Source organism: Streptomyces sp. NPDC001843 (assembly GCF_042891955.1).
In the GTDB taxonomy this organism is placed as follows: Bacteria; Actinomycetota; Actinomycetes; order Streptomycetales; family Streptomycetaceae; genus Streptomyces.
In genome coordinates this window covers 92,193-111,693 of record NZ_JBIATQ010000006.1, presented here as the reverse complement: position 1 = coordinate 111,693, position 19,501 = coordinate 92,193, and the positions used below count along the sequence as shown (strand labels likewise).

The following is a 19,501-nucleotide window of genomic DNA, read 5'->3' as shown; positions in this document are numbered from 1 at the left end:
GGACAAGCTTCGGTGGACGTGGCCTCCGCCACATCCGCCCGCGTACTCAGACCGGTACTCAGAACGCCGAAACCCCTGTCAGCGCGCGCCCGATGAGCAGCTTCTGTATCTGACTGGTGCCCTCGTAAAGGGTCATCACCCGGGCGTCGCGGAGCAGTTTGCCCGCCGGGTACTCGTCGATGTAGCCGTAGCCGCCGAAGACCTGCAGGGCGTTGTTGGCGGCGCGCACGGCAGCCTCCGAGGCGAAGAGCTTGGCCTTGGAGGACTCCACGGCGAAGGGCAGGCCGCGGTCCACGAGGTCGGCGACCCGCCAGGTCAGCAACCGGGCCGCGTCCACGTCGACGGCGATGTCGCTGATCAGCTCCTGCACGAGCTGGTGGTGGGCGATGCTCCTGCCGAACTGCTCGCGCTCCCCGGCGTAACGGACCGCCGCGTCCAGCGCCGCCTGGGCGATGCCGACACAGCCCGCCGCGACCGACATCCGGCCCTTGGCGAGCGCGGACATGGCGACGGAGAAGCCCCTCCACTCCTCGCCCAGCATCGCGGAGGCGGGTACCCGCACGTCCTCCAGGACCAGCTCGGCGGTCGCCTGCCCGCGCAGGCCGAGCTTGCCGTGGACGGCGCGGCGGGTCAGGCCGGGGGTGTCCGTGGGCACGAGGAAGGCGGAGACGCCCTTGTGGCCGGGGGCGTCCGTGGAACGGGCGAAGAGCAGGACGACATCGGCCCAGGTGCCGTTGGTGATGAACATCTTGGTGCCGCTCACGACATAGTCGTCACCGTCGCGGACCGCACGGGTGGTGAGGTTGCCCGCGTCGGAACCCGTGCCCGGTTCGGTCAGGCCGAAGCAGCCGACGTACTCGCCGGAGGTGAGCCCCGGCAGCCAGCGCCGCTTCTGCTCCTCGCTCCCCCAGGCGGCGATCGACTTGGCGACCAGACCGAGCGAGACCGAGACGATGCCGCGCACGGACGAGTCACCGCGTCCGAGTTCCTCCGTGACCAGGCAGTACGCCAGGTGGTCACCGCCCGAGCCGCCGTACTCCTCGTCGATGGTCAGCCCCAGGAAGCCGATCTCGCCGAGTTTCTTCACGATGCCCCGGTCGACCTCCTCCGCCCGGTCCCAGGCGACGACGTGGGGAGCGATGTCACGCTCCACGAAGTCCCGGGCCAACTGCCGGACGGCGCTCTGCTCCTCACTGAGCTCCAGGTTCACGACGAGGTCACCCCACAATTGACGGATCTTGAAAACCGTACATTTAAATTAGCACTGCTAGTTTCCGGTCGCAGCCCTACTATGTGCGCCATGGCCCGACCGCGCAAGCCCCTTCTGAGCACCGACCGGATCGTCACGACGGCACGGGAACTGGTGGACGCCGAGGGGCTCGCGGCCGTCTCCACCCGCCGGCTCGCGGCCGAACTGGGCGTGAGCGGGCCCTCGCTGTACAACCACTTCCGTACCAAGGACGAGATCCTCGAGGCGGTCGCCGACTCGGTGAGCGCGCAGGTCGACCTGACGATGTTCGAGGACGGCAGGGACTGGCGGACCGCCCTGCACGACTGGGCCGTCTCCTACCGGGCGGCCCTGCGCGACCACCCCAACATCGTCCCGGTGCTGGCCCGCGGCCCCGGCCGCCGCCCGGCCGCGCTGCGCCTCGCCGACGCCGTCTACGGCGCGATGGTCGAGGCGGGCTGGCCGCCGGCCCAGGCCACCTCGATCGGCGCACTGATGCGGTACTTCATCATGGGTTCCGCGCTCGGCTCCTTCGCCGGAGGCTTCGTCGACGACGAGAGCGCGTACGACCCCGCCGACTACCCCCACCTCGGCCAGGCCCACCTCCTCGCCGACCAGCCGGAGAAGATCGACGAGCGGGCCTTCGAGACGGGTCTCACGGCACTGCTGGACGGGCTGGTGCGGCAGTACGAGCGGCTCAGCCGGGCCGGGTAGGGAGTCGGCGGCGCTTCGTGGTGGCCGCCGCGGAAGCCGACGGTTCCCCGATCAGGGCGAGCAGGGTCCCGGCAGCCGCGCACAGCAGTGCGGCCCACAGCCGGCGCGACGGGTCCCAGCCCGCCGACAGGGGCTGGGCGAACGGCTGCAGTCCGGTCGGCAGGGGGATCGGTACGCAGACGAGGACACACAGCACCGCGCCCGGCGCCGCCAGTGTCCCGCCCGACGTGCCCGCGGTGCGGCGGAGCCCCAGCGCGGCGAGCGCGAGCACCGCGGCGAGCAGGCCGGCGGCTTCCAGGGTGAGGCCCCATCCGGGCAGCAGGTCGCGTTCTTCCGGTGCCACCGCCCGTGCGCCCAGGACCAGTACGCCCGTCCAGAGCGCCGTGACCGACACCACCGCGATGGCGGCACGCACGGCGCGCGGCACCCAGCGCGGTACCGGCACCACCTCTGTCGTGGCGGCGGCGGGGTCGTCCAGCACGAACGCGGCGCCCACCGCGAGCAGCACGGCGCCGGCGCGTATCAGCAGCACCGCGCCGCTGAGCCGCAGACCGGCCGACGCCGCCGCGGGGACGCCGACCAGCAGCAGCGCGACCGACCCGAAGACCAGCAGCGGTGTCCTCCGTGAGGAGCGCAGCGCGTACGGGAGAAGCAGCGGCCACAGCCGCCCGGTCCTCATCGGCAGGGGCTTTCGTCAGCGGGGACCCGCGCGGGGGCGCGCACGCCGAGCAGTTGGGCGGCGCGGTCGGTGCTGGTGCCCGGTGCGGTCAGCTCCTGCCACGAGGCCTTGACCCGCGCGCCGATCCGGTCGGCGGGCTGTGCGAGCAGGTCCTGGGCGAACCGCGTCTCCCGGTGCTCGAAGCCGAGGCCGGTGGCGGAGTTCAGTACCAGCAGGGTGAGCCCGCTCGTGCTGCGGGCTTCGAGGTCCCGTAGTGCGGCGGCGGTCTCTCCGGACGCCTGAGCGGCGAGCCACAGTGTCAGGACGGCCCGGGAACCGCAGACGGTGTTCACCCGGGGGGCCTTCGGCACCGATCCGCTCACCACACGGTAGGAGAACATCGCGGAGAACTCGGCCACCGCGTCGCTCTCCGCGTCCTGGCCCGCGCTGCCCGCGCTCCACCACGTGCCGACGGGCACGGCGGCGGGTGTGCCCGCCCGACGGTCGTCGGCCTCCCAGGCGGCGGACGGCAGCGGTCCGCCGTCCTGCGCCTCGGCGCCGGCCCGGAGGATGCGCTGTCGCACCGCGTACGGTGCCGTCGCGATGCCGTCGGGCGTCCGCGCGAGGATGCCGCGCACCACGCCGTTCCACTGTTTGACGCGGCCGGTGAATTCCGGGAAGGCGCAATACGTCACGTTCCCCTGCTTCTCACACTTCTGCTGCCGGGCAGGACGGTCGGTGGCCGCGGCCCGGGCGCGGACGACGGAATCGGGCAGCGCCCGCGTCTGCAGTACGCCAGAAAGCACGGCCAGTACCGTGGCGGCCGCCGTGCACATCCACAAGGCCCCGGTGCCTCGGCGCGGTCCCTCCGGCACCTCGTCCGTCCTGCCGCGCAGCAGTGCGGCGCAGGCGAAAACCGTGCTCAGCCCGGTCAGCCAGAGCAGATGCCGGCCGGCCGGGCGGCCGATCAGAGCCGACGGAAGCGGCTGCGCGAACTCGTCCTCGCCGGCGATGACGGCGAGCCAGCGCCAGTCTGCGGTGTTCTGTACGGCTGCGACGAAGGTGAACACCGCGAGCACCGCCACCACCAGGGAAGCCGCGGCGGGTGACGTACTCGAAGCGGCCGTCAGTACCCCGAGGACTCCGGCGAGCAGCACCACGGCGGGCCCGGTCGCCACCTCGGCCCACTGGATGGTGCCGACGGCGCCCGGCTTGGCCGCGAGGTAGCCGAGGCGTGCGCAGACGAGCAGCGCCGACAGGACGACGGCGGGCAGCACCGCCAGCAGGTGGGCCAGCGTGCGGGCCCGGATGCCGAGGCCTGTGACCGCGTACACCGGCTCCACACCGTGCCTGCGGCTGCGCAGCGCACCGAGGTTCGCGGCGAGCAGGGTTCCCGCGGCGATCAGCAGCAGGGGCAACTGGACCTGGCGGGAGCTGTCCTGCAGCACCGGGTACCGGTTGGCGGCGTCGCCGGTGACCAGGGCGTGTCCCCAGAGGAGAAGACACGCCCCGAGCCCGCCGAGCATGGCCGGGTGGCGCAGCAGCCGCACCGACTCGACTCGGGCCAGCGCCGGCACCCCGCGGCGTGCCGGACCCCGGCCGCCGGATGCGGGTGGGGCGACGCGCGGCACCTCACCGCCGGCGGTCATGCGGCATCCTTCTGGGTGGCGTCCAGCAGCAGCAGATAGCCGTCCTCGAGGGTCGGTTCGACCAGCGTCGCGCCGGGCGGAGGCGTGCCGATGTTGCGTACGCTTCCGGCTCCGGTGCGCCAGCCGGCGAGGGCCCGCGGGTCCCGTTCGGCGCCGTTCCACACGCGGCCGGTCGCGACACCGGCGAGGGCCGACGGTTCGCCGTCGAACTTCACGGTGCCGTGGTCGAGTACGACGACCCGGCGGCAGAGCGCGGCGACGTCCTCGGTCTGGTGAGTGGACAGCAGCACGGTCCTGCCGTCGCCGAGGTCGGCGATCAGTTCCCGGAAACGCAGCCGCTGCTCGGGATCGAGGCCGACGGTCGGCTCGTCCAGAACGATGAATCCGGGATCGCCGACGAGAGCGGCGGCCAGCGCAACCCGCTGGCGCATGCCTCCCGACAACTGCTTGATCCTCTTGCTCCGGCGCTCCGCCATTCCGACCGCGTCGAGTACCCGGAGAACCTCCTGGTGCCGGGCGGCCCGGTCGGTCATCTCCTTGAGGATGGCCACGTAGTCGACGAACTCGAAGGCGGTGAAGGAGGGATGGAACCCGGGGTCCTGCGGCAGATAGCCGAGACGGCGGCGGATGGCGAGCCGGCCCTCCGGGGTGCGCGGGTCCATGCCCAGGACGCGGACGTCCCCACCGCCGGGTGGGGAAGCCGTCGCCAGCGTACGCAGCAGCGTGGTCTTGCCCGCGCCGTTGGGCCCGAGGAGTCCCGTGACGCCGGGCTCGAGGCTGAGCGACACACCCCTCAGTGCGCGGAAGTTCCGGTAGTCCACAGTGAGTTCGCGGACCACGACTGCGGCTGTGCTCATGGTGTGACTCGGTTCGGCCGGGCTCATCGGTACGGGTCCCCCAGGGTCGGGTCGTGCGTGATGGTGGGTCGGACGGAAGCGGGATCAGTGCCCCGGGACCGCCAGGGCGTAGCGCGTGCGCATCGCGGCGATGGCGAACGCGGCCGTCGAGAGGACCGCCGCGGCGCACAACTGCCCCGCGACGGAGGGCAGGAAGTCCAGCACCGGGCGGAAGGCGAGGAGGACGCAGCAGGTCCAGGCGCCGCCGACCGTCCCGGCGCTCACCACCGGATCGAGCCGTACGGACAGCGCCAGGGTGAGCGCGGTGAGCGCGAGCGACGGCAGGAGCCAGCCGAACGCGTGCAGGGCCGGACCCGGCATGGCCACAGCGGTCGCCACGGCGGGGACCAGAGCGGTGGCGACCACCGTGAGGGTACGCGGAAGCAGCAGGCGCAGGCCGTGCAGCGGGGCCACGAGTGTCATCTCGTACATGGGGTCCACCCGCGGGCCGAAGGAGGCTGCCACCCCGGCGACCGGCAGGGCGGGTGCCACCACGAGGAAGGGCAGTGTGGCGGAGACGGCGTGCCCCAGACGGGCCACGACGAGCGCCAGCAGCAGCGTGAGCAGGGTTCCCGTGAGCCAGGAGCGGCGCAGCGCCGGAGTGGCGGAGATCAGGCGTGCTGTGTGATCGGGAACCCGGAGCCGCACCAGGGCACGTTCGATCAAGCCCGGCTGTGGAACGTCCTTGGCGGCGTCGAGCCGTGCCCAGCCGGCGTCGGTCCGCGCCCGGTCTCCATCGGCGACGAGCCGGCGCCGGCAGCCTGTGCAACTCGCCAGATGGGTGTCCGTCCGTGCGAGGCCGGGCGAGTCCAGCCGCCCGGCCGCATAGGCCCGCAGCACGGTCTCCGGGACATGAGGGCTGGGGCCCGGTGGGTGGGACTCCCTGGGAGACCGAGAGGTCATCGCCTGCTCCTTCCCCGCTCCCGCTGGGTCTGCGGCGCTCATGCCAGTTCCTTCCTCAGTCGTCGACGTGCTCTCATGGCACGGGTCTTCACGGTTCCCGGTGGGATGCGCAGTGCCTCCGCGGCCTCCGCGGTGGTCAGGCCCTCGACAACGGTGGCCTGCAGTACCGCCCTGAGCTCGACGGGCAACTTCCTCATCGCTTGCGCGAGTTCACCGTGCGGCAGGCCGAGCAGCGCCTCGTCCTCGGCGGAGGGGTGTGCCTGGTGCCGGAACCGGCCGAGCACCTGCAGGAGCCGCTGCCTGGCTCCGTGCCCGCGCTGTAAGTCGACGAGCCGTCGCGAGGCGATGCGCCACAACCAGCCGGCCGCGTCCGCGCCTTCCTGCTCGCGGTAGCGGGCGCTGCCGCGCCACAGGGCGAGAAAGGTCTCCTGGACCACGTCGTCCACGATGCCGGCGTCGGGGCACCGGTACGTGAGCCGGGCGACCAGCCACGGCTCGTAGCGCCGGTAGAGCAGCTCGAAGGCGCGGCTGTCGCCGTCCTCCACCGCGCGCAGCAACTGTCCGTCGCTGCGCTCCTGCCGCTCCTTGTACGCCACGCTCCCTCATCGGACCGGGGGGACCGTTCGGTTCACGGTTCCGGGAATTTTCTTCCCGCAGGGACACTTCGGCGGCCACCGAACCGTCCGTGCCGCATGCTGGAGGGCATGACCACCAAGGACCCCCAGGCAGCGGGGCTCGCGGGGCTCGCCGGGCTGATCGCGGACGAGACGCGGGCCGTGTGTCTGCTGGCGCTGCTGGACGGGCGGGCCTGGACGGCGGGTGAGCTGGCCCGGCACGCGGGGGTCGCCGCCTCCACCGTGAGCGAGCACCTGGGCAAGCTGGTCGCGGGCGGGCTGCTCGCCGAGGAACGGCAGGGCCGGCACCGGTACGTCCGGCTGGCCGACGCGCGGGTGGCACAACTGGTGGAGGACCTGGCCGCCCAGGTCGCGCCCGCCGCGGCCCGGCGCCCGCGCACCCTGCGCGAGTCGAGCGCCGGGTCCGCGATGGCCCGCGGCCGCACCTGCTACGACCATCTCGCCGGGCGGCTCGGCATCACGGTCACGGACGCGCTGACCGAGCGCGGACTGCTCCGCCAGGACACCGGGTTCGCGTTGACGGACGCCGGGCTGGCCTGGTTCGGTTCGGCCGGTATCGCCCTGGAGCGCGGAGGGCGCCGGCCACTCGCCCGCGCCTGCCTCGACTGGACGGAGCGCCGCCCTCACCTCGCGGGGGTCGCGGGCGCGGCCCTGTGCCGGCACGCCCTGGAGGCGGGCTGGTGCGTGCGCATCGGCTCCGAGCGGGCGGTGAAGCTGACGGCTCGGGGCGAGCGCGCGCTCAGCGCGCTGCTGGGCATCCCGGCGGCCGCACTGCCCTGACCCTGTCGGGGGGCGCGGCCGTGCGCCGTCCCGGGTGCGGGTGCGTGGGGGCCGGTCGCGCAGTTGCCCGCGCCCCTGGCAGGTGGACTCGCCCCCAGCCCGAGCGGCCCCGCCCTCGTCCGTTTTCCGCCGGTCCTTCGCCCCGCCCGTCCCTAGCCTGAGGAGCATGATGAACCCCGCCCCTTCCCCGACCACCCGACTCCGCCCCGAGGTGCTCGCCGCTGGTGCGGCCGTCGTCACCGTCGTGCTCTGGGCCTCCGCGTTCGTGTCCATCCGCAGCGCGGGCGCGGCGTACCCGCCGGGCGCGCTGGCGCTCGGACGGCTGTTGTCCGGAGCGCTGGTGCTCGGGCTGATCTGTCTCGTCCGGCGGGAGGGGGTTCCGCCGAGGCCCGCCTGGCGCGGGATCGCCATATCGGGGCTGCTGTGGTTCGGCGTCTACATGGTGGTGCTCAACTGGGGCGAACAGCAGGTCGACGCCGGTACGGCCGCCCTGGTGGTGAACATCGGCCCCCTGCTCATCGCGCTGCTCGGCTCCCGGCTGCTGGGGGACCCGATGCCGCCGCGGCTGCTGGCGGGCATGGCGGTGTCGTTCGCCGGTGCCGTGACCGTGGGGCTGTCGATGTCCGGGGGCGACGGGTCCTCGGTGCTCGGAGTGGCGCTGTGCCTGCTCGCCGCGATGACGTACGCCGCCGGGGTGGTGGCGCAGAAGCCGGCGCTGGGTGCGGCGAGCGCCCTGCAGGTGACGACCTTCGGGTGTCTGGTGGGCGCGGTGTGCTGTCTGCCGTTCGCCGGGCAACTGGTCCAGGGCGCCGCCCACGCCCCGCTCTCGGCCACCCTCGACATGGTCTACCTCGGCGTCTTCCCGACGGCGCTGGCCTTCACCACGTGGGCGTACGCCCTCGCCCGCACCACCGCCAGCCGTATGGGCGCGACCACGTACGCGGTGCCCGCGCTGGTCGTCCTGATGTCCTGGCTGGCGCTCGGTGAGGTGCCGGGCCCGCTGACGCTGGCGGGCGGGGTGCTGTGCCTGGCGGGTGTGGCGGTCTCCCGGTCCCGGGCGCGGACGGCCCGGGCCGCGGCCCCCGAGCCGGAGCCGCGATCCGAGCGGGTGTCCTGACCGGTCAGAACACCACCAGCGCCCGGCCGCCCTTGCCGGCGAGCATGTTCTCGAAGGCGGCCGGGATGCCGTCGAGGGCGATCCGCTCGGTGACCAGCGTGCCGAGGTCCAGCCGGCCCGCCCGTACGTGCTCGGCGAGCACGGGCAGGTCGCGGCCCGGGTCGCAGTTGCCGTAGACGCAGCCGGACAGGGTGCGACCCCAGTGGAAGATCTCCAGGGCGTTGAAGGTGACCTGCTCGTCCTTGCCGCCGATGCCGACCACCGTCGTACGGCCGCCGCGGCGGGTGGACTCCCAGGCCGCGCGGATGCTGACCGCGCGGCCCACGCACTCCACGGAGACGTCGACGCCCTGCTTGCCGGTGAGGGCGCGGATGTCCCGGGGGGTGTTCTCGGAGACGAGGACGTAGTCGGTGGCGCCCGCACCCCGGGCCAGTTCCTCCTTCTCGGGGGAGACGTCCACGGCGACGATCCGCGCGGCCCCGGCGATCCGGGCCGCCTGGAGGGTGGCCAGGCCGACGCCGCCCACCCCGAACACCGCGACGGTCTCGCCCGGCTGGACCCGCGCCGAGTGGTGGACGGCGCCGTAGCCGGTCAGGACGGCGCAGCCGAGGAGGGCCGCGTCGGCGAGCGGGACGCCCTCCGGGAGGGGCAGTACGCAGGACGCGGCGACGACCGTCTCCTCGGCGAACGCGGCGACGTTCAGCCCGGGGTGGAGGTCGGTGCCGTCGACGGTACGGGCGTACACGTCGGCGGCGCCGTTCAGGGCGTTGGCGCACAGCCAGACCTCGCCCAGGGTGCAGGCGTGGCAGGTGCCGCAGGACGGGGCCCAGTTGAGGACCACCCGTGCGCCGGGGGTCACATGAGTGACGCCCTCCCCCACGGCGACGACCGTGCCCGCGCCCTCGTGGCCGAGGACGGCCGGGACCGGCACCCGCAGGCGGCCGTTGGACAGCGACAGGTCGGAGTGGCACACCCCGGCGGCGGCGAGGCGGACGCGGACCTGCCCGGGGCCCGGGTCCGGGAGTTCGACGCCGGTGATCTCCAGGGGTGCGCCGATGGCGGGCAGGACGGCGGCTCGTACGGCCATGACTCGCGAACTCCCTTAGAACTGGAGGGACTTGGTCTGGAGGTACTCGGTGAGTCCGTGGGCGCCGAGTTCCCGGCCGACCCCGGACTGCTTGTAGCCGCCGAAGGGGGCGCGGGGGTTGAAGCGGCCGCCGTTGATGTCGACCTGGCCGGTGTCCATGCGGCGGGCGAAGGCGACCGCCTCCGCCTCGCTGCCCGCCCACACGGCACCGGCGAGGCCGTACACCGTGCCGTTGGCGATGCGCAGGGCGTCCTCCTCGTCCACGTACTTCAGGACGGTGAGGACCGGGCCGAAGATCTCCTCCTGGGCGATGGTCATCTCAGGGGTGACGTCGGCGAAGACGGTGGGGCTGACGTAGTAGCCGCGCTCGCGCGGGGCGTCGGGGCCGCCGGCCACCAGGCGGGCACCCTCGGCGAGGCCCTTCTCGATGTAGCCGCGCACGCGGTCGCGCTGCTTGGCGTTGACGACCGGGCCGATGCGGTCGCCGTACTTGGCGGCGGCGGCCCGGGCCAGCTCCACGGCCTCGTCGTACTGGTCGGCGTGCACGAGCATGCGGGTCCAGGCGCTGCAGGTCTGGCCGGAGTTGCTCATCACGTTGGCCACGCCGACATTGACCGCCTTGGCGAGGTCGGCGCTCGGCAGGATCACGTTGGCGGACTTGCCGCCGAGTTCGAGGGCGACCTTCTTCAGGGCGCCGCCGGCCACCGCGCCGATCCGCCTGCCGACGGCGGTGGAGCCGGTGAAGGAGACCAGGTCGACGTCCGGGTGCTCGGCGAGGGCCTGGCCGGCGACCGGGCCGAGACCGGTGACCAGGTTGAAGACCCCGGCCGGTACGCCCACCTCGTGCACGGCCTCCGCGAAGAGCTGGGCGGTGAGCGGGGTGTCCTCGGCGGGCTTCAGGACGACCGTGCAGCCCGCGGCCAGCGCCGGGGCGGCCTTGGCGACGATCTGGTGCAGGGGGTAGTTCCAGGGGGTGATCGCGCCGACCACGCCGACCGGTTCGAGGTGGACGGTGGAGTTGCCGACCTTCTCCTCGAAGGGGTGGGTGGCGGCCAGCTCGGCGTACGAGCCCGCGACCGCGATCGGCAGGGCGGCGTGCACGGCCTGCGAGAGCTTCAGGGGCGCGCCGAGTTCCGCGGTGACCGTCTCGGCGATCTCCTCCTGGCGGGCCACGAGTACGTCCCGCAGCGCGGCCAGTCGGGCCGCCCGCTCGGCGGGGGGTGTGGCGGCCCAGCCCGGGAGGGCGGCGCGGGCGGCCCGTACGGCGGCGTCGACGTCCTCGGCACCGGCCGCCGGGACCTGGCCGATGACCTGCTCGTCGGCCGGGTTCACGACCTCGATCAGATCGCCGCCGGCGGCGGGGCGCCAGGCTCCGTCTATGTAGAGGCCGTCGTGTGGCTTCATCGCTGTTTCCTTCCGGCGGGCGTTTCGTCCGGCTCGTGGGCCGCCGTACGGGCTCATGGGCCGCCATCCGGCTCGTGGGCCCCCGTACGACTCACAAACTAGCGGCGATAGTTTTCGCGCGCCAGCACGCCCTGTCGTCGACTCACTCTCCCAGGTCCGGAACCCGGGCGGGGGACGGGGAGATGCGCTCGCCCCGGTCGTCGAAGACGAAGAGATGGGCGAGGTCGACGAGGAGCGGGATCTGCATACCGTGGCGGAGCTGCAGGTCGGGGGAGGTGCGCACCACCAGGTCGCCGGGCAGGCGGCCCTCCGGGGGCTCGGGAACGGTCTCGATGGCGGCCGGTTCGTCCAGGACCACCACCGGGCCGGCGCGCAGCGTGCCCGCGCGCTCCCTCAGCCGGTCCAGGACACCGGCGCCCTCCCGGTGGCGGCGCCGGGCGGGACGGGCGTTCGGGCGGGCGGCCTCCATGTCGGGTACGACGGCGGGGCGTGAGCCCGTGTCGAGGTGGACCAGCATCTCGTGTCCCTGGAACTCCACGTGCCGCACCAGCCCGGTGATCGGCACCTCGCCCTGGCGGGCGGCGCTGTGCTTGGCGATACGTACCGCCTCCGAGCGCAGGCCGACGATCACCTCCCGGCCCTGCTGGACGCGCAGCATGCGGTGGTCCAGGGAGACGGGTTCGAACAGGGGCAGGGACTGTCTGCCGAGGTTGATGCTCATCGCGCCGTCCAGCGGGGCACGGACGAGACCCCGCAGGAGGTTGATGCGCGGGGTGCCGACGAAGGCGGCGACGAAGACGTTGCGCGGCAGCGCGTACACCTCGCGCGGGGTGCCGACCTGCTGGAGGAGGCCGCCCCGCAGGACGGCGACCCGGTCGCCGAGCGACATGGCCTCGGCCTGGTCGTGCGTGACGTACACGGTCGTGACGCCCAGCTCCCGGGTGAGCTGGGCGATCTCGGCGCGCAGGTGGTTGCGCAGTTTGGCGTCGAGGTTGGAGAGGGGTTCGTCCATGAGGAAGGCGGAGGGGTGGCGGGCGATGGCCCGCCCCATGGCGACGCGCTGGCGCTCGCCGCCGGACAGCTGCCTGGGGAAGCGGTCGAGGAGGTCCTCGATGCCGAGCATGCGCGCGGTGGCGTCCACCCGGGGCCCGGGATCATCGCCGGGGGCCTCGATGCGCAGCGGGAAACCTATGTTGTCCCGGCTGGTCATGTTCGGATACAGGGCGAAGTTCTGGAAGACCATCGCGATGTTCCGCTCGGACGGGGTGAGGTGGTTGGCGTACTCGCCGTCGAGGAGCAGTTGCCCCTCGTCGATCTCCTCCAGCCCGGCGATCATCCTCAGCACGGTGGACTTGCCGCACCCGGACGGCCCGAGCAGCACGAGGAACTCCCCCGGCGCGATGTCCAGCGCCAGCCCGTCCACCACCCGGGGCCCTCGCTCGTAGGCCTTGCTGACGTCGTGCAGGGATATGGCGCGTGTCATGTCGGCTGCCCCCGGGGCGCTCCCGTGCCTCCTGCGGGACGCATGAGGCCTGTGCGTCACGGAAGCTAACGGGATGTGCGCGCCCGGCGGAAGGGATCGGGCGAGATCAGGGCGTCCCCGTCCGACAGGTGAGATACCGGACGGGATGTGCGCAGGACGGACGGCGGGGCCGGGCCGCCCCCGTCCGACGGTCCGGCGCTCACCGTGTCGCGGTCAGGTGGGCGAAGACGACCACGTTGCTGGTGTAGCCCGTCCTCCGGTTGTAGAGGCCGCCGCAGGTGAGGACCCGTAGTTCGGGGCGGCTGCTCGGGCCGTACACCTCCTTGTCGGGGAAGTCGTCCTTGTCGAAGACGCGGACGCGGTCCACCGTGTAGACGGCGGTGCGGCCGTCTACACGGCCGGCTTCGATGCGGCTGCCCGGCGGCACCTGTGCGAGGGCGGCGAACACCGCGGGGCCGGTCCTGGTGTCGCGGTGGCCGACGGCCACGGCCGTGCCCGTCTCGCCCGGGGTGGGCCCGTCCTGGTACCAGCCGACGAGCTTGGGCTTGTCCAGCGGCGGCGTCTCCAACTGGCGGTCCGCGCCGAGCCGTACGCCGACGATCGGCGCGTCGACCCCGAGGGAGGGGACCCGCAGGGTGGTCGCCGGGGACGGCGGCAGGGGCCGGGGCGGGGGTGCGGCTCGCCCGTGGGCCGCCGGGTCCGTTCCTTCCGGCTGCTCGTGCCCGCCGCACCGGACCGCGGTCACCAGGACGGTCACGAGCACGGCCGTCCTGGTGAGGCGGTACGCCCGGGTCCGATGCCAGGGCCTGCGTCTGCGCCTACGCGGCACCATGGGGGCGCCGGCGGATCAGCCGGAGGTACACGGCTCCGCTGACCACGACCAGCCCCACGGCCGCGGCCGCGGTCAGCGGGGTGTAGGCCGCGGCCGTGTCGACGAGGCCGCCGCCGCCGGCGTGGACGCCGCCCTTCGGCCCGCCGTCCTCGTGCCCGCCGGCTCCCGCTCCCGCGTCGCGGCCGTGGTCGTCGTCGCCGCCGTGGTCCTCGATGCGGCCGGGGTCCCCGTTGCCGTCGGCGCCCTGGTTGCCGGGGCCCCCGTTACCGGCGAACCCGTTGCCGCCGGCCCCGTTGGCGGCGGCCCCGTTGCCGCCCGGGTCACCCGGTGCCCCGGGACGGCCGGCGTCCCGTCCGTCGTGGCAGTCGACGCGGAAGATCTTCTCCCTGGGTGTGTTGCCCGCGGTCCAGGTGAGCCGGTACTGGCCGTCGGCCAGCCCCAGCGGGTCGGTGTGGCCGGCGCCGGAGCCGGGGCCGAGCGCGATGGTGCCCGTCACGGTCGCGCTGGTGGGCAGTGGCGGCTGCGCCTGGATGAGGTAGGCGACGCTCGGCAGGGAGTCGAAGTTGACGGCGTCGAGATAGAACCGGCAGACCACGGGGTCGTCCTTCGAGACGCCGAACGGCACGCCCACCCGGTGGATCCTGATGTCGCCCGCTTCCCCTTGCGCCATGGCGGCCGGCGTCGCCAGCCAGGTGGCTCCCGCCGCGGAGAGGGCGGTGAGGGCGGCGGCGCCGAGCCGGGTGCCGAGGGCGGGTGGGAGTGTCAAGGTGGGCATGCGTACTCCTCCGAGTCAGACGATTTTCATACAAATCGACCTTTCATCTGACTCTCTTTCACACCCACCCCGAGCCTCGCGGCAACCGCGCCCGACGCGCCGTCAGGTGTCGCCCGACCGGCGCAACGCGGGCCCTTCACGGCGCTCGTGCACACCGGGCTCGGCCGCGTCCCGCGCCTTTGCCGGGTCCCCCGGCGCCCGCAGGGCACTGCCCGCCGACAGCAGCAGGAGCGCTCCGAGCATCACGAAGGGCGCCGCCACCCCGGTGAGCCCGGCGACCAGGCCCGCGGCGGCGGGCGCGGCGACCTGGCCGAGGCGGTTGCCGGTCAGGCGCAGGGCGAGGGCCGTCGAACGGGCGCCGTCGGGTGCGGCCTGGACGACGGTCGTCATGGACAGCGGCTGGCCGACGCCGAGGCAGAAGCCGAGCGCGGTCAGCATCAGGCCGAGCGCCCACACCGGCACCGGCACCGCGACCCCCGCGCACAGCACGGCCGCCAGCAGACAGGTCACGGTGAGCAACAGGGAGCGGCCGAGCAGCCGCAGCAGCGGCGTGAGCACCAGCCGGCAGGCGATGGTGGCACCGGCGCGCAGGCTGAGCAGGACGCCGACCACGGACGGCGCGATGCCCCGGTGCTCGCCGACCACCGGCAGATAGGCGGTGAGGATGTCGGTGGCCGACAGCACGGACAGACTGATGAGCATGCCCGCGGGGACTCCCCGGGCGCGGAGGATGCGGCCGACCGCGACGCGCTCGCCCCGTCCGCCGCCGGCCCTGACGGCCGTACGGTCCTCGATGCGCCACAGCGACGTGCAGGCGACGGCCGCGCCCGCACCCGCCACCACGAGGGCCAGCGCACTGGAGCCCGCCATGTCCAGGCCGTCGATCAGCGTGCCCGCCGCCACCGGGCCGATCAGCTGGCCGAGCGAGGCGCCGATGGTGAAGTGGCCGAAGTTGCGGTCCTGTTCGTGCGGCGCCGACTGCCGGGCCACGAGCGACTGGGCGCCGATCACGAAGCAGAGGTGGCCGAGACCCATGACCCCGCTCCACAGCGCCATCGCCCACAGCGAGCCGACGAGGCCGCTGAGTACGCAGCCGCCGGATATCAGCACCACGCCGGCCGGCAGCAGGGGTGCGCAGCGGCCGTGGTCGGTGCGGCGGCCGAGCGGTACGGCCGCGAAGAGCGGAAGCAGGGCGTACACGCCCGCGATCACACCGACCGCCCGCTCGTCCGCGCCCAGCGCGAGGGCCCGGTAGGAGACGGCGGGCCGGGCCATCGACACCGCCCCCTGCGCGAAGCCGAAGGCGATGACGAGGCGGAGCAGCCAGCCGCGGTTCCCACCGGGCCCCATGGACGTTCCCTTCCGTGGAGATCAGATGATGCCGAACAGGATTCCCGCGCCGAGTACCACCAGCGAGGTCAGGGCCGCCCACTTGACCACGAACCGGGTGTGGTCGCCGAACTCGACCTTGGCCATGCCGACGAGCACGTACACGGCCGGGACGAGCGGGCTGGACATGTGCAGCGGCTGGCCGACGAGGGAGGCGCGGGCGATCTCCAGGGAGGAGACGCCGTGCGCGTGGCCGGCCTCGGCGAGCACCGGGAGGATGCCGAAGTAGAAGCCGTCGTTGGACATGAAGTACGTGAGCGGGATGCTCAGCACACCGGTGACGAAGGCCATGTGCGGCCCCATGCCGTCGGGGACGTTGGCGACCAGCCACTCGGCCATGTGGTCGACCATGCCGGTGCCCTGCAGGACGCCGGTGAAGACGGCGGCGGCGAAGACCATGCCGGAGACGTTGAGGACGTTCTCGGCGTGCGCGCCGAGTCGGGCCTTCTGGTCCGGCATGTGCGGGAAGTTGACGGTCAGCGCGAGGGCCGCGCCGATCAGGAACAGCACCGGGATCGGCAGCCACTCCATGATCATGGCGGTGAGCAGGGCGACCGTGAGGAGCGCGTTGAACCAGTACAGCTTGGGGCGCAGGGTGGGCCGGCCCGGGTCGAGGCCCTGCAGGCCGTCGTCCTCGCCCTCGGGGGCGTCCGCGTCGGTACCGGAGCCCGCACCACCGGTGCGCACCGGGGCCTGGCCGGAACCGGTGCCCTTGCCTGAACCGGCGCCCACCAGGACGGTCTCCGTCTCCGGCTCCTCCACCAGCGCCTCGTCCAGTGTCAGCACACCGAGCCGCTTGCGCTCGCGGTGGCCGAGGACGTACGAGAGCGCGAGGACGAACAGCAGGCCCACGGCCAGGGCCGGGATCATCGGCACGAAGATGTCACTGGCGTCCAGCTTCAGCGCGGTCGCGGCGCGGGCGGTCGGTCCGCCCCAGGGCAGGGTGTTCATCACGCCGTTCGCCATGGCGGCCACACCCGTCATCACGACCAGGCTCATCTTCAGGCGCTTGTACAGCGGGTACATCGCCGAGACCGTGATCATGAAGGTGGTGGAGCCGTCGCCGTCGAGCGACACGATCGCGGCGAGGACGGCGGTGCCGACGACGATCCGCAGCGGGTCGGCCTTGCAGAACTTCAGGATGCCCCGGACGATCGGGTCGAAGAGCCCGACGTCGATCATCACACCGAAGTAGACGATCGCGAACATGAGCATCGCCGCGGTGGGCGCGAGGCTGGTGACGCCGTCGAGGACGTAGTCGCCGAGCTTCGCGCCCTTGCCGACGAACACGCAGAACAGCGCGGGGATCAGCACGAGCGCCGCGATCGGCGACATCTTCTTCAGCATGATCAGGACCAGGAAGGTCGCGATCATGGCGAAGCCGAGGATGGTCAGCATGAGTGGATACCTAACGTTCGCCCTTGAACATTCCACCGGGCAGGCGGTGCGACGACGTTAGGTCCGTTCAAACGGCGTTAACAAGACGTTGACGTGCGAGCAATAAGCGCGAAAGTCCAGGTCACGGCTTTGCTCAGGTCACAGGCTTGAGTTTTTCGGTCACGGCGGCGACCTCCACGGGCACGCCGTTCAGGACCGCGTTGCCGGACAGCGGGTCGAGCAGGCTGCCGTCGAGGAGCTGGTTGACGTTGACGCCGGGGTCGGTGGCGGCGTGGCTGAGCCGGGTGCCGGGCCGGTCGTGGCCCCAGCCGTGCGGCAGGCTCACCACTCCCGGCCGCACCCCCTCGGTGACCTCGGCCGGGGCGGTCACCTCTCCCCCGGCGCCCTTGACGCGGACCGCCGCCCCGTCCCGCACGCCGAGGCGTTCGGCGTCCGCGGGGTGGATGTGGAGCGTGCAGCGGTTGGTGCCGCCGGTCAGGGCGGGCACGTTGTGCATCCAGCTGTTGTTGGACCGCAGATGCCGACGGCCGACCAGGACCAGCCCGTCGGCACGCTCGCGCAGGGCCGCGCGCAGCCGGGGCAGGTCGTCGGCGATGGGCTGGGGCAGCAGCTCGACCTTGCCGCTCCTGGTCTTCAGTGGCTGCGGCAGACGCGTGCGGAGCGGGCCGAGGTCGATGCCGTGCGGGTGTTCGAGGAGCCGGGCCAGGCTCAGCCCGTCCGGCCGTACGCCGAAGCCGTCGCCGTAGGGGCCGAGGCGCAGCATCATGTCCAGTCGCCGCTCCGGGCCGCTCACGCCGGTGAGCTGTGCGGCGAGTTCCTTCGGGTCGCGTCCGTGCACCGGGGAGTGCGGGTCCTGCACGGCCTTGCCGAGGGTCTGGTCGATCACCATGGCGTCGACCGCCGCCGGGTCGGCGCCGTGCATGCCGGTCGCGGCGAGGATGAGCCGGGCGAGGATCTCGGTCTCGGCCATCCGGCCGGGCTCGAGGGGGACGGCGGGGCGGGTGTAGCGGACCTGGTTGCGCACGGCGAGGGTGTTGAAGGCGAAGTCGTGGTGCGGGCTCTGCGAGGGCGGCGGCGGGGGCAGCACGACGTGCGCGTGGCGCGAGGTCTCGTTCAGGTAGGGGTCGACGCTGACCATGAAGTCGAGGGAGTCCAGGGCCTTGTCCAGCCGGTCGCCGTCCGGGGCCGACAGCACCGGATTGGCGGCGACGGTGATGAGGGCCCGGACCGGCTCCCCTTCCTCGGTGGCGGTGTCGATCTCCTCGGCGAGCGCGGAGAGCGGCAACTCGCCCTTCGCCTCCGGGTGCCGGCGCACCCGCGACGACCAGCGGCCGAGCACGAACCCGCGCCCGGGTCCGGCGGGCCGCGGAGTCCTGTCGGTGGCCGCCTGCGGGAAGAGGGCGCCGCCGGGACGGTCGAGGTTGCCGGTGAGGACGTTGAGGACGTCCACGAGCCAGCTGGCGAGGGTGCCGTGCGGGACGGTGCAGCTGCCGATGCGGCCGTAGACGGCGGCGGTGGGGGCGGCGGCGAGTTCGCGGGCGAGGGTACGGATCTCGGCGGCCGCCACGTCACAGGCGTCGGCCACCGCGTCCGGGCTGAAGTCCGCGACGGCGGCCTCCACTTCGTCGACCCCTTGGACGTGCGGCGTCAACTCGCCCAGGTCGACCAGCTTTTCCTCGAAGAGGACGTATGCCATGGCCGCCAGGAGCAGTGCGTCGGTGCCGGGGCGGATCGCGATGTGCCGGTCGGCGAGCTTGGCGGTGCGGGTGCGGCGCGGGTCGATGACGGTGAGGGTGCCGCCTCGGGCCTTGAGCGCCTTCAGCTTGCCGGGGAAGTCGGGAGCCGTGCACAGGCTCCCGTTCGACTCCAGCGGGTTGGCGCCTATCAGCAGCAGGTGGTCGGTGTGGTCGAGGTCCGGCACGGGGATGGCGTTGGCGTCGCCGAACAGCAGCCCGCTCGAGACGTGCTTGGGCATCTGGTCGACCGTGGAGGCGGTGAACAGGCTGCGGGTGCGCAGCGCGGCGAGCAGGACGGGCGGGTAGAGGGCGCCGGCCATGGTGTGCACGTTCGGGTTCCCGAGGACCACGCCGACGGAGTCCGCCCCGTACCGCTCGACGACGGGTCGGACACCTGCGGCGACGGCGTCGAAGGCCTCCTCCCAGCTCGCCTCGCGCAGTTCGCCGCCCCTGCGTACCAGCGGTGCGCGCAGCCGGTCCGGGTCGCCGTCGACTGCCCCGAAGGAGGCGCCCTTCGGGCAGATGAATCCCTTGCTGAACACGTCGTCGCGGTCGCCCCGGGCGCCGGTGACCCGGGTCCCGTCGATGGTGAGTGTCAGGCCGCAGGTGGCCTCGCACAGGGGGCAGATTCGCAGGGCGGTGCGGGACACGGGTCCTCCCGGTGGGGTGGCGGCGGCCTGGGCGCATCGGCCGGGCTGAGCATACCGACCGGTATGCCCGAGGGGGAGGGGGTGATGTGAAGGAGTGGCCGACCCGGCGCCGCCGCGGCCCGTGGAGCCCTGCCGGGCACCCCGACTCCCGGAGCGTGGACAATGCC

The 19,501-nt window shown here is 73.2% G+C and carries 17 protein-coding genes; 3 read left to right on the top strand and 14 right to left on the bottom strand.

Annotated features, from left to right (window positions below):
• Nucleotides 1-58: 58 nt before the first annotated feature.
• Nucleotides 59-1,210 (bottom strand): acyl-CoA dehydrogenase family protein, encoded by a 1,152-nt coding sequence (locus tag ACFYZQ_RS17045; protein ID WP_389147674.1) that lies wholly within the window; start codon nucleotides 1,208-1,210, stop codon nucleotides 59-61.
• 90 nt (nucleotides 1,211-1,300) lie between these two features.
• Here ACFYZQ_RS17045 and ACFYZQ_RS17040 point away from each other — a divergent pair, with 90 nt between their 5' ends.
• A complete protein-coding gene (locus ACFYZQ_RS17040) occupies nucleotides 1,301-1,942 on the top strand; it encodes a TetR/AcrR family transcriptional regulator (protein ID WP_389147672.1) in 642 nt (213 codons plus the stop codon).
• Here the strand turns inward: ACFYZQ_RS17040 and ACFYZQ_RS17035 are convergent.
• From ACFYZQ_RS17035 to ACFYZQ_RS17015, 5 genes are all read right to left on the bottom strand, one after another.
• Nucleotides 1,926-2,621, bottom strand: coding sequence for a hypothetical protein (locus ACFYZQ_RS17035; RefSeq protein ID WP_389147669.1), 696 nt, complete (start codon nucleotides 2,619-2,621; stop codon nucleotides 1,926-1,928). The two genes, ACFYZQ_RS17040 and ACFYZQ_RS17035, sit on opposite strands and share 17 nt — an antisense overlap.
• Nucleotides 2,618-4,249: an ABC transporter permease gene (locus tag ACFYZQ_RS17030; RefSeq protein WP_389147667.1), complete on the bottom strand. Its 1,632-nt coding sequence runs from the start codon at nucleotides 4,247-4,249 to the stop codon at nucleotides 2,618-2,620. The genes ACFYZQ_RS17035 and ACFYZQ_RS17030 overlap by 4 nt, the downstream gene beginning before the upstream one ends.
• A complete protein-coding gene (locus tag ACFYZQ_RS17025; protein WP_389147665.1) occupies nucleotides 4,246-5,106 on the bottom strand; it encodes an ABC transporter ATP-binding protein in 861 nt (286 codons plus the stop codon). The genes ACFYZQ_RS17030 and ACFYZQ_RS17025 overlap by 4 nt, the downstream gene beginning before the upstream one ends.
• Before the next feature lie 84 nt (nucleotides 5,107-5,190).
• Nucleotides 5,191-6,048, bottom strand: coding sequence for a zf-HC2 domain-containing protein (locus ACFYZQ_RS17020; protein ID WP_389147662.1), 858 nt, complete (start codon nucleotides 6,046-6,048; stop codon nucleotides 5,191-5,193).
• Nucleotides 6,049-6,086: 38 nt separating this feature from the next.
• A complete protein-coding gene (locus tag ACFYZQ_RS17015) occupies nucleotides 6,087-6,644 on the bottom strand; it encodes an RNA polymerase sigma factor (RefSeq protein WP_389147659.1) in 558 nt (185 codons plus the stop codon).
• 108 nt (nucleotides 6,645-6,752) lie between these two features.
• On the opposite strand from ACFYZQ_RS17015, the gene ACFYZQ_RS17010 reads away from it, so the two are divergent.
• Together ACFYZQ_RS17010 and ACFYZQ_RS17005 are read left to right on the top strand one after the other, a co-directional pair.
• The gene (locus ACFYZQ_RS17010; RefSeq protein ID WP_389147657.1) at nucleotides 6,753-7,463 is read left to right on the top strand and encodes an ArsR/SmtB family transcription factor; all 711 of its coding nucleotides are present in this window, start codon (nucleotides 6,753-6,755) and stop codon (nucleotides 7,461-7,463) included.
• 166 nt (nucleotides 7,464-7,629) lie between these two features.
• A complete protein-coding gene (locus ACFYZQ_RS17005; RefSeq protein ID WP_389147654.1) occupies nucleotides 7,630-8,580 on the top strand; it encodes a DMT family transporter in 951 nt (316 codons plus the stop codon).
• A gap of 4 nt (nucleotides 8,581-8,584) precedes the next feature.
• Here ACFYZQ_RS17005 and ACFYZQ_RS17000 read toward each other — a convergent pair whose 3' ends face one another.
• From ACFYZQ_RS17000 to ACFYZQ_RS16965, 8 genes are all read right to left on the bottom strand, one after another.
• Complete coding sequence (locus tag ACFYZQ_RS17000; protein ID WP_389147651.1) at nucleotides 8,585-9,667, bottom strand: zinc-binding dehydrogenase; 1,083 nt, start codon at nucleotides 9,665-9,667, stop codon at nucleotides 8,585-8,587.
• Nucleotides 9,668-9,682: 15 nt separating this feature from the next.
• Complete coding sequence (locus ACFYZQ_RS16995) at nucleotides 9,683-11,071, bottom strand: aldehyde dehydrogenase family protein (protein WP_389147648.1); 1,389 nt, start codon at nucleotides 11,069-11,071, stop codon at nucleotides 9,683-9,685.
• Nucleotides 11,072-11,213: 142 nt separating this feature from the next.
• Nucleotides 11,214-12,554 (bottom strand): ABC transporter ATP-binding protein, encoded by a 1,341-nt coding sequence (locus ACFYZQ_RS16990; RefSeq protein ID WP_389147645.1) that lies wholly within the window; start codon nucleotides 12,552-12,554, stop codon nucleotides 11,214-11,216.
• A gap of 199 nt (nucleotides 12,555-12,753) precedes the next feature.
• Nucleotides 12,754-13,386, bottom strand: a complete 633-nt coding sequence (locus ACFYZQ_RS16985) for a class F sortase (RefSeq protein ID WP_389147643.1) — start codon at nucleotides 13,384-13,386, stop codon at nucleotides 12,754-12,756.
• Nucleotides 13,373-14,161, bottom strand: coding sequence for a hypothetical protein (locus ACFYZQ_RS16980; protein ID WP_389147640.1), 789 nt, complete (start codon nucleotides 14,159-14,161; stop codon nucleotides 13,373-13,375). The genes ACFYZQ_RS16985 and ACFYZQ_RS16980 overlap by 14 nt, the downstream gene beginning before the upstream one ends.
• Nucleotides 14,162-14,263: 102 nt before the next feature.
• Nucleotides 14,264-15,511, bottom strand: coding sequence for an MFS transporter (locus ACFYZQ_RS16975; RefSeq protein ID WP_389147638.1), 1,248 nt, complete (start codon nucleotides 15,509-15,511; stop codon nucleotides 14,264-14,266).
• 21 nt (nucleotides 15,512-15,532) lie between these two features.
• On the bottom strand, nucleotides 15,533-16,948 hold the full coding sequence (locus ACFYZQ_RS16970) for a CitMHS family transporter (protein WP_389147636.1): 1,416 nt from the start codon (nucleotides 16,946-16,948) through the stop codon (nucleotides 15,533-15,535).
• A gap of 133 nt (nucleotides 16,949-17,081) precedes the next feature.
• A complete protein-coding gene (locus ACFYZQ_RS16965) occupies nucleotides 17,082-19,334 on the bottom strand; it encodes a molybdopterin oxidoreductase family protein (RefSeq protein ID WP_389147634.1) in 2,253 nt (750 codons plus the stop codon).
• Between the last annotated feature and the right edge of the window lie 167 nt (nucleotides 19,335-19,501).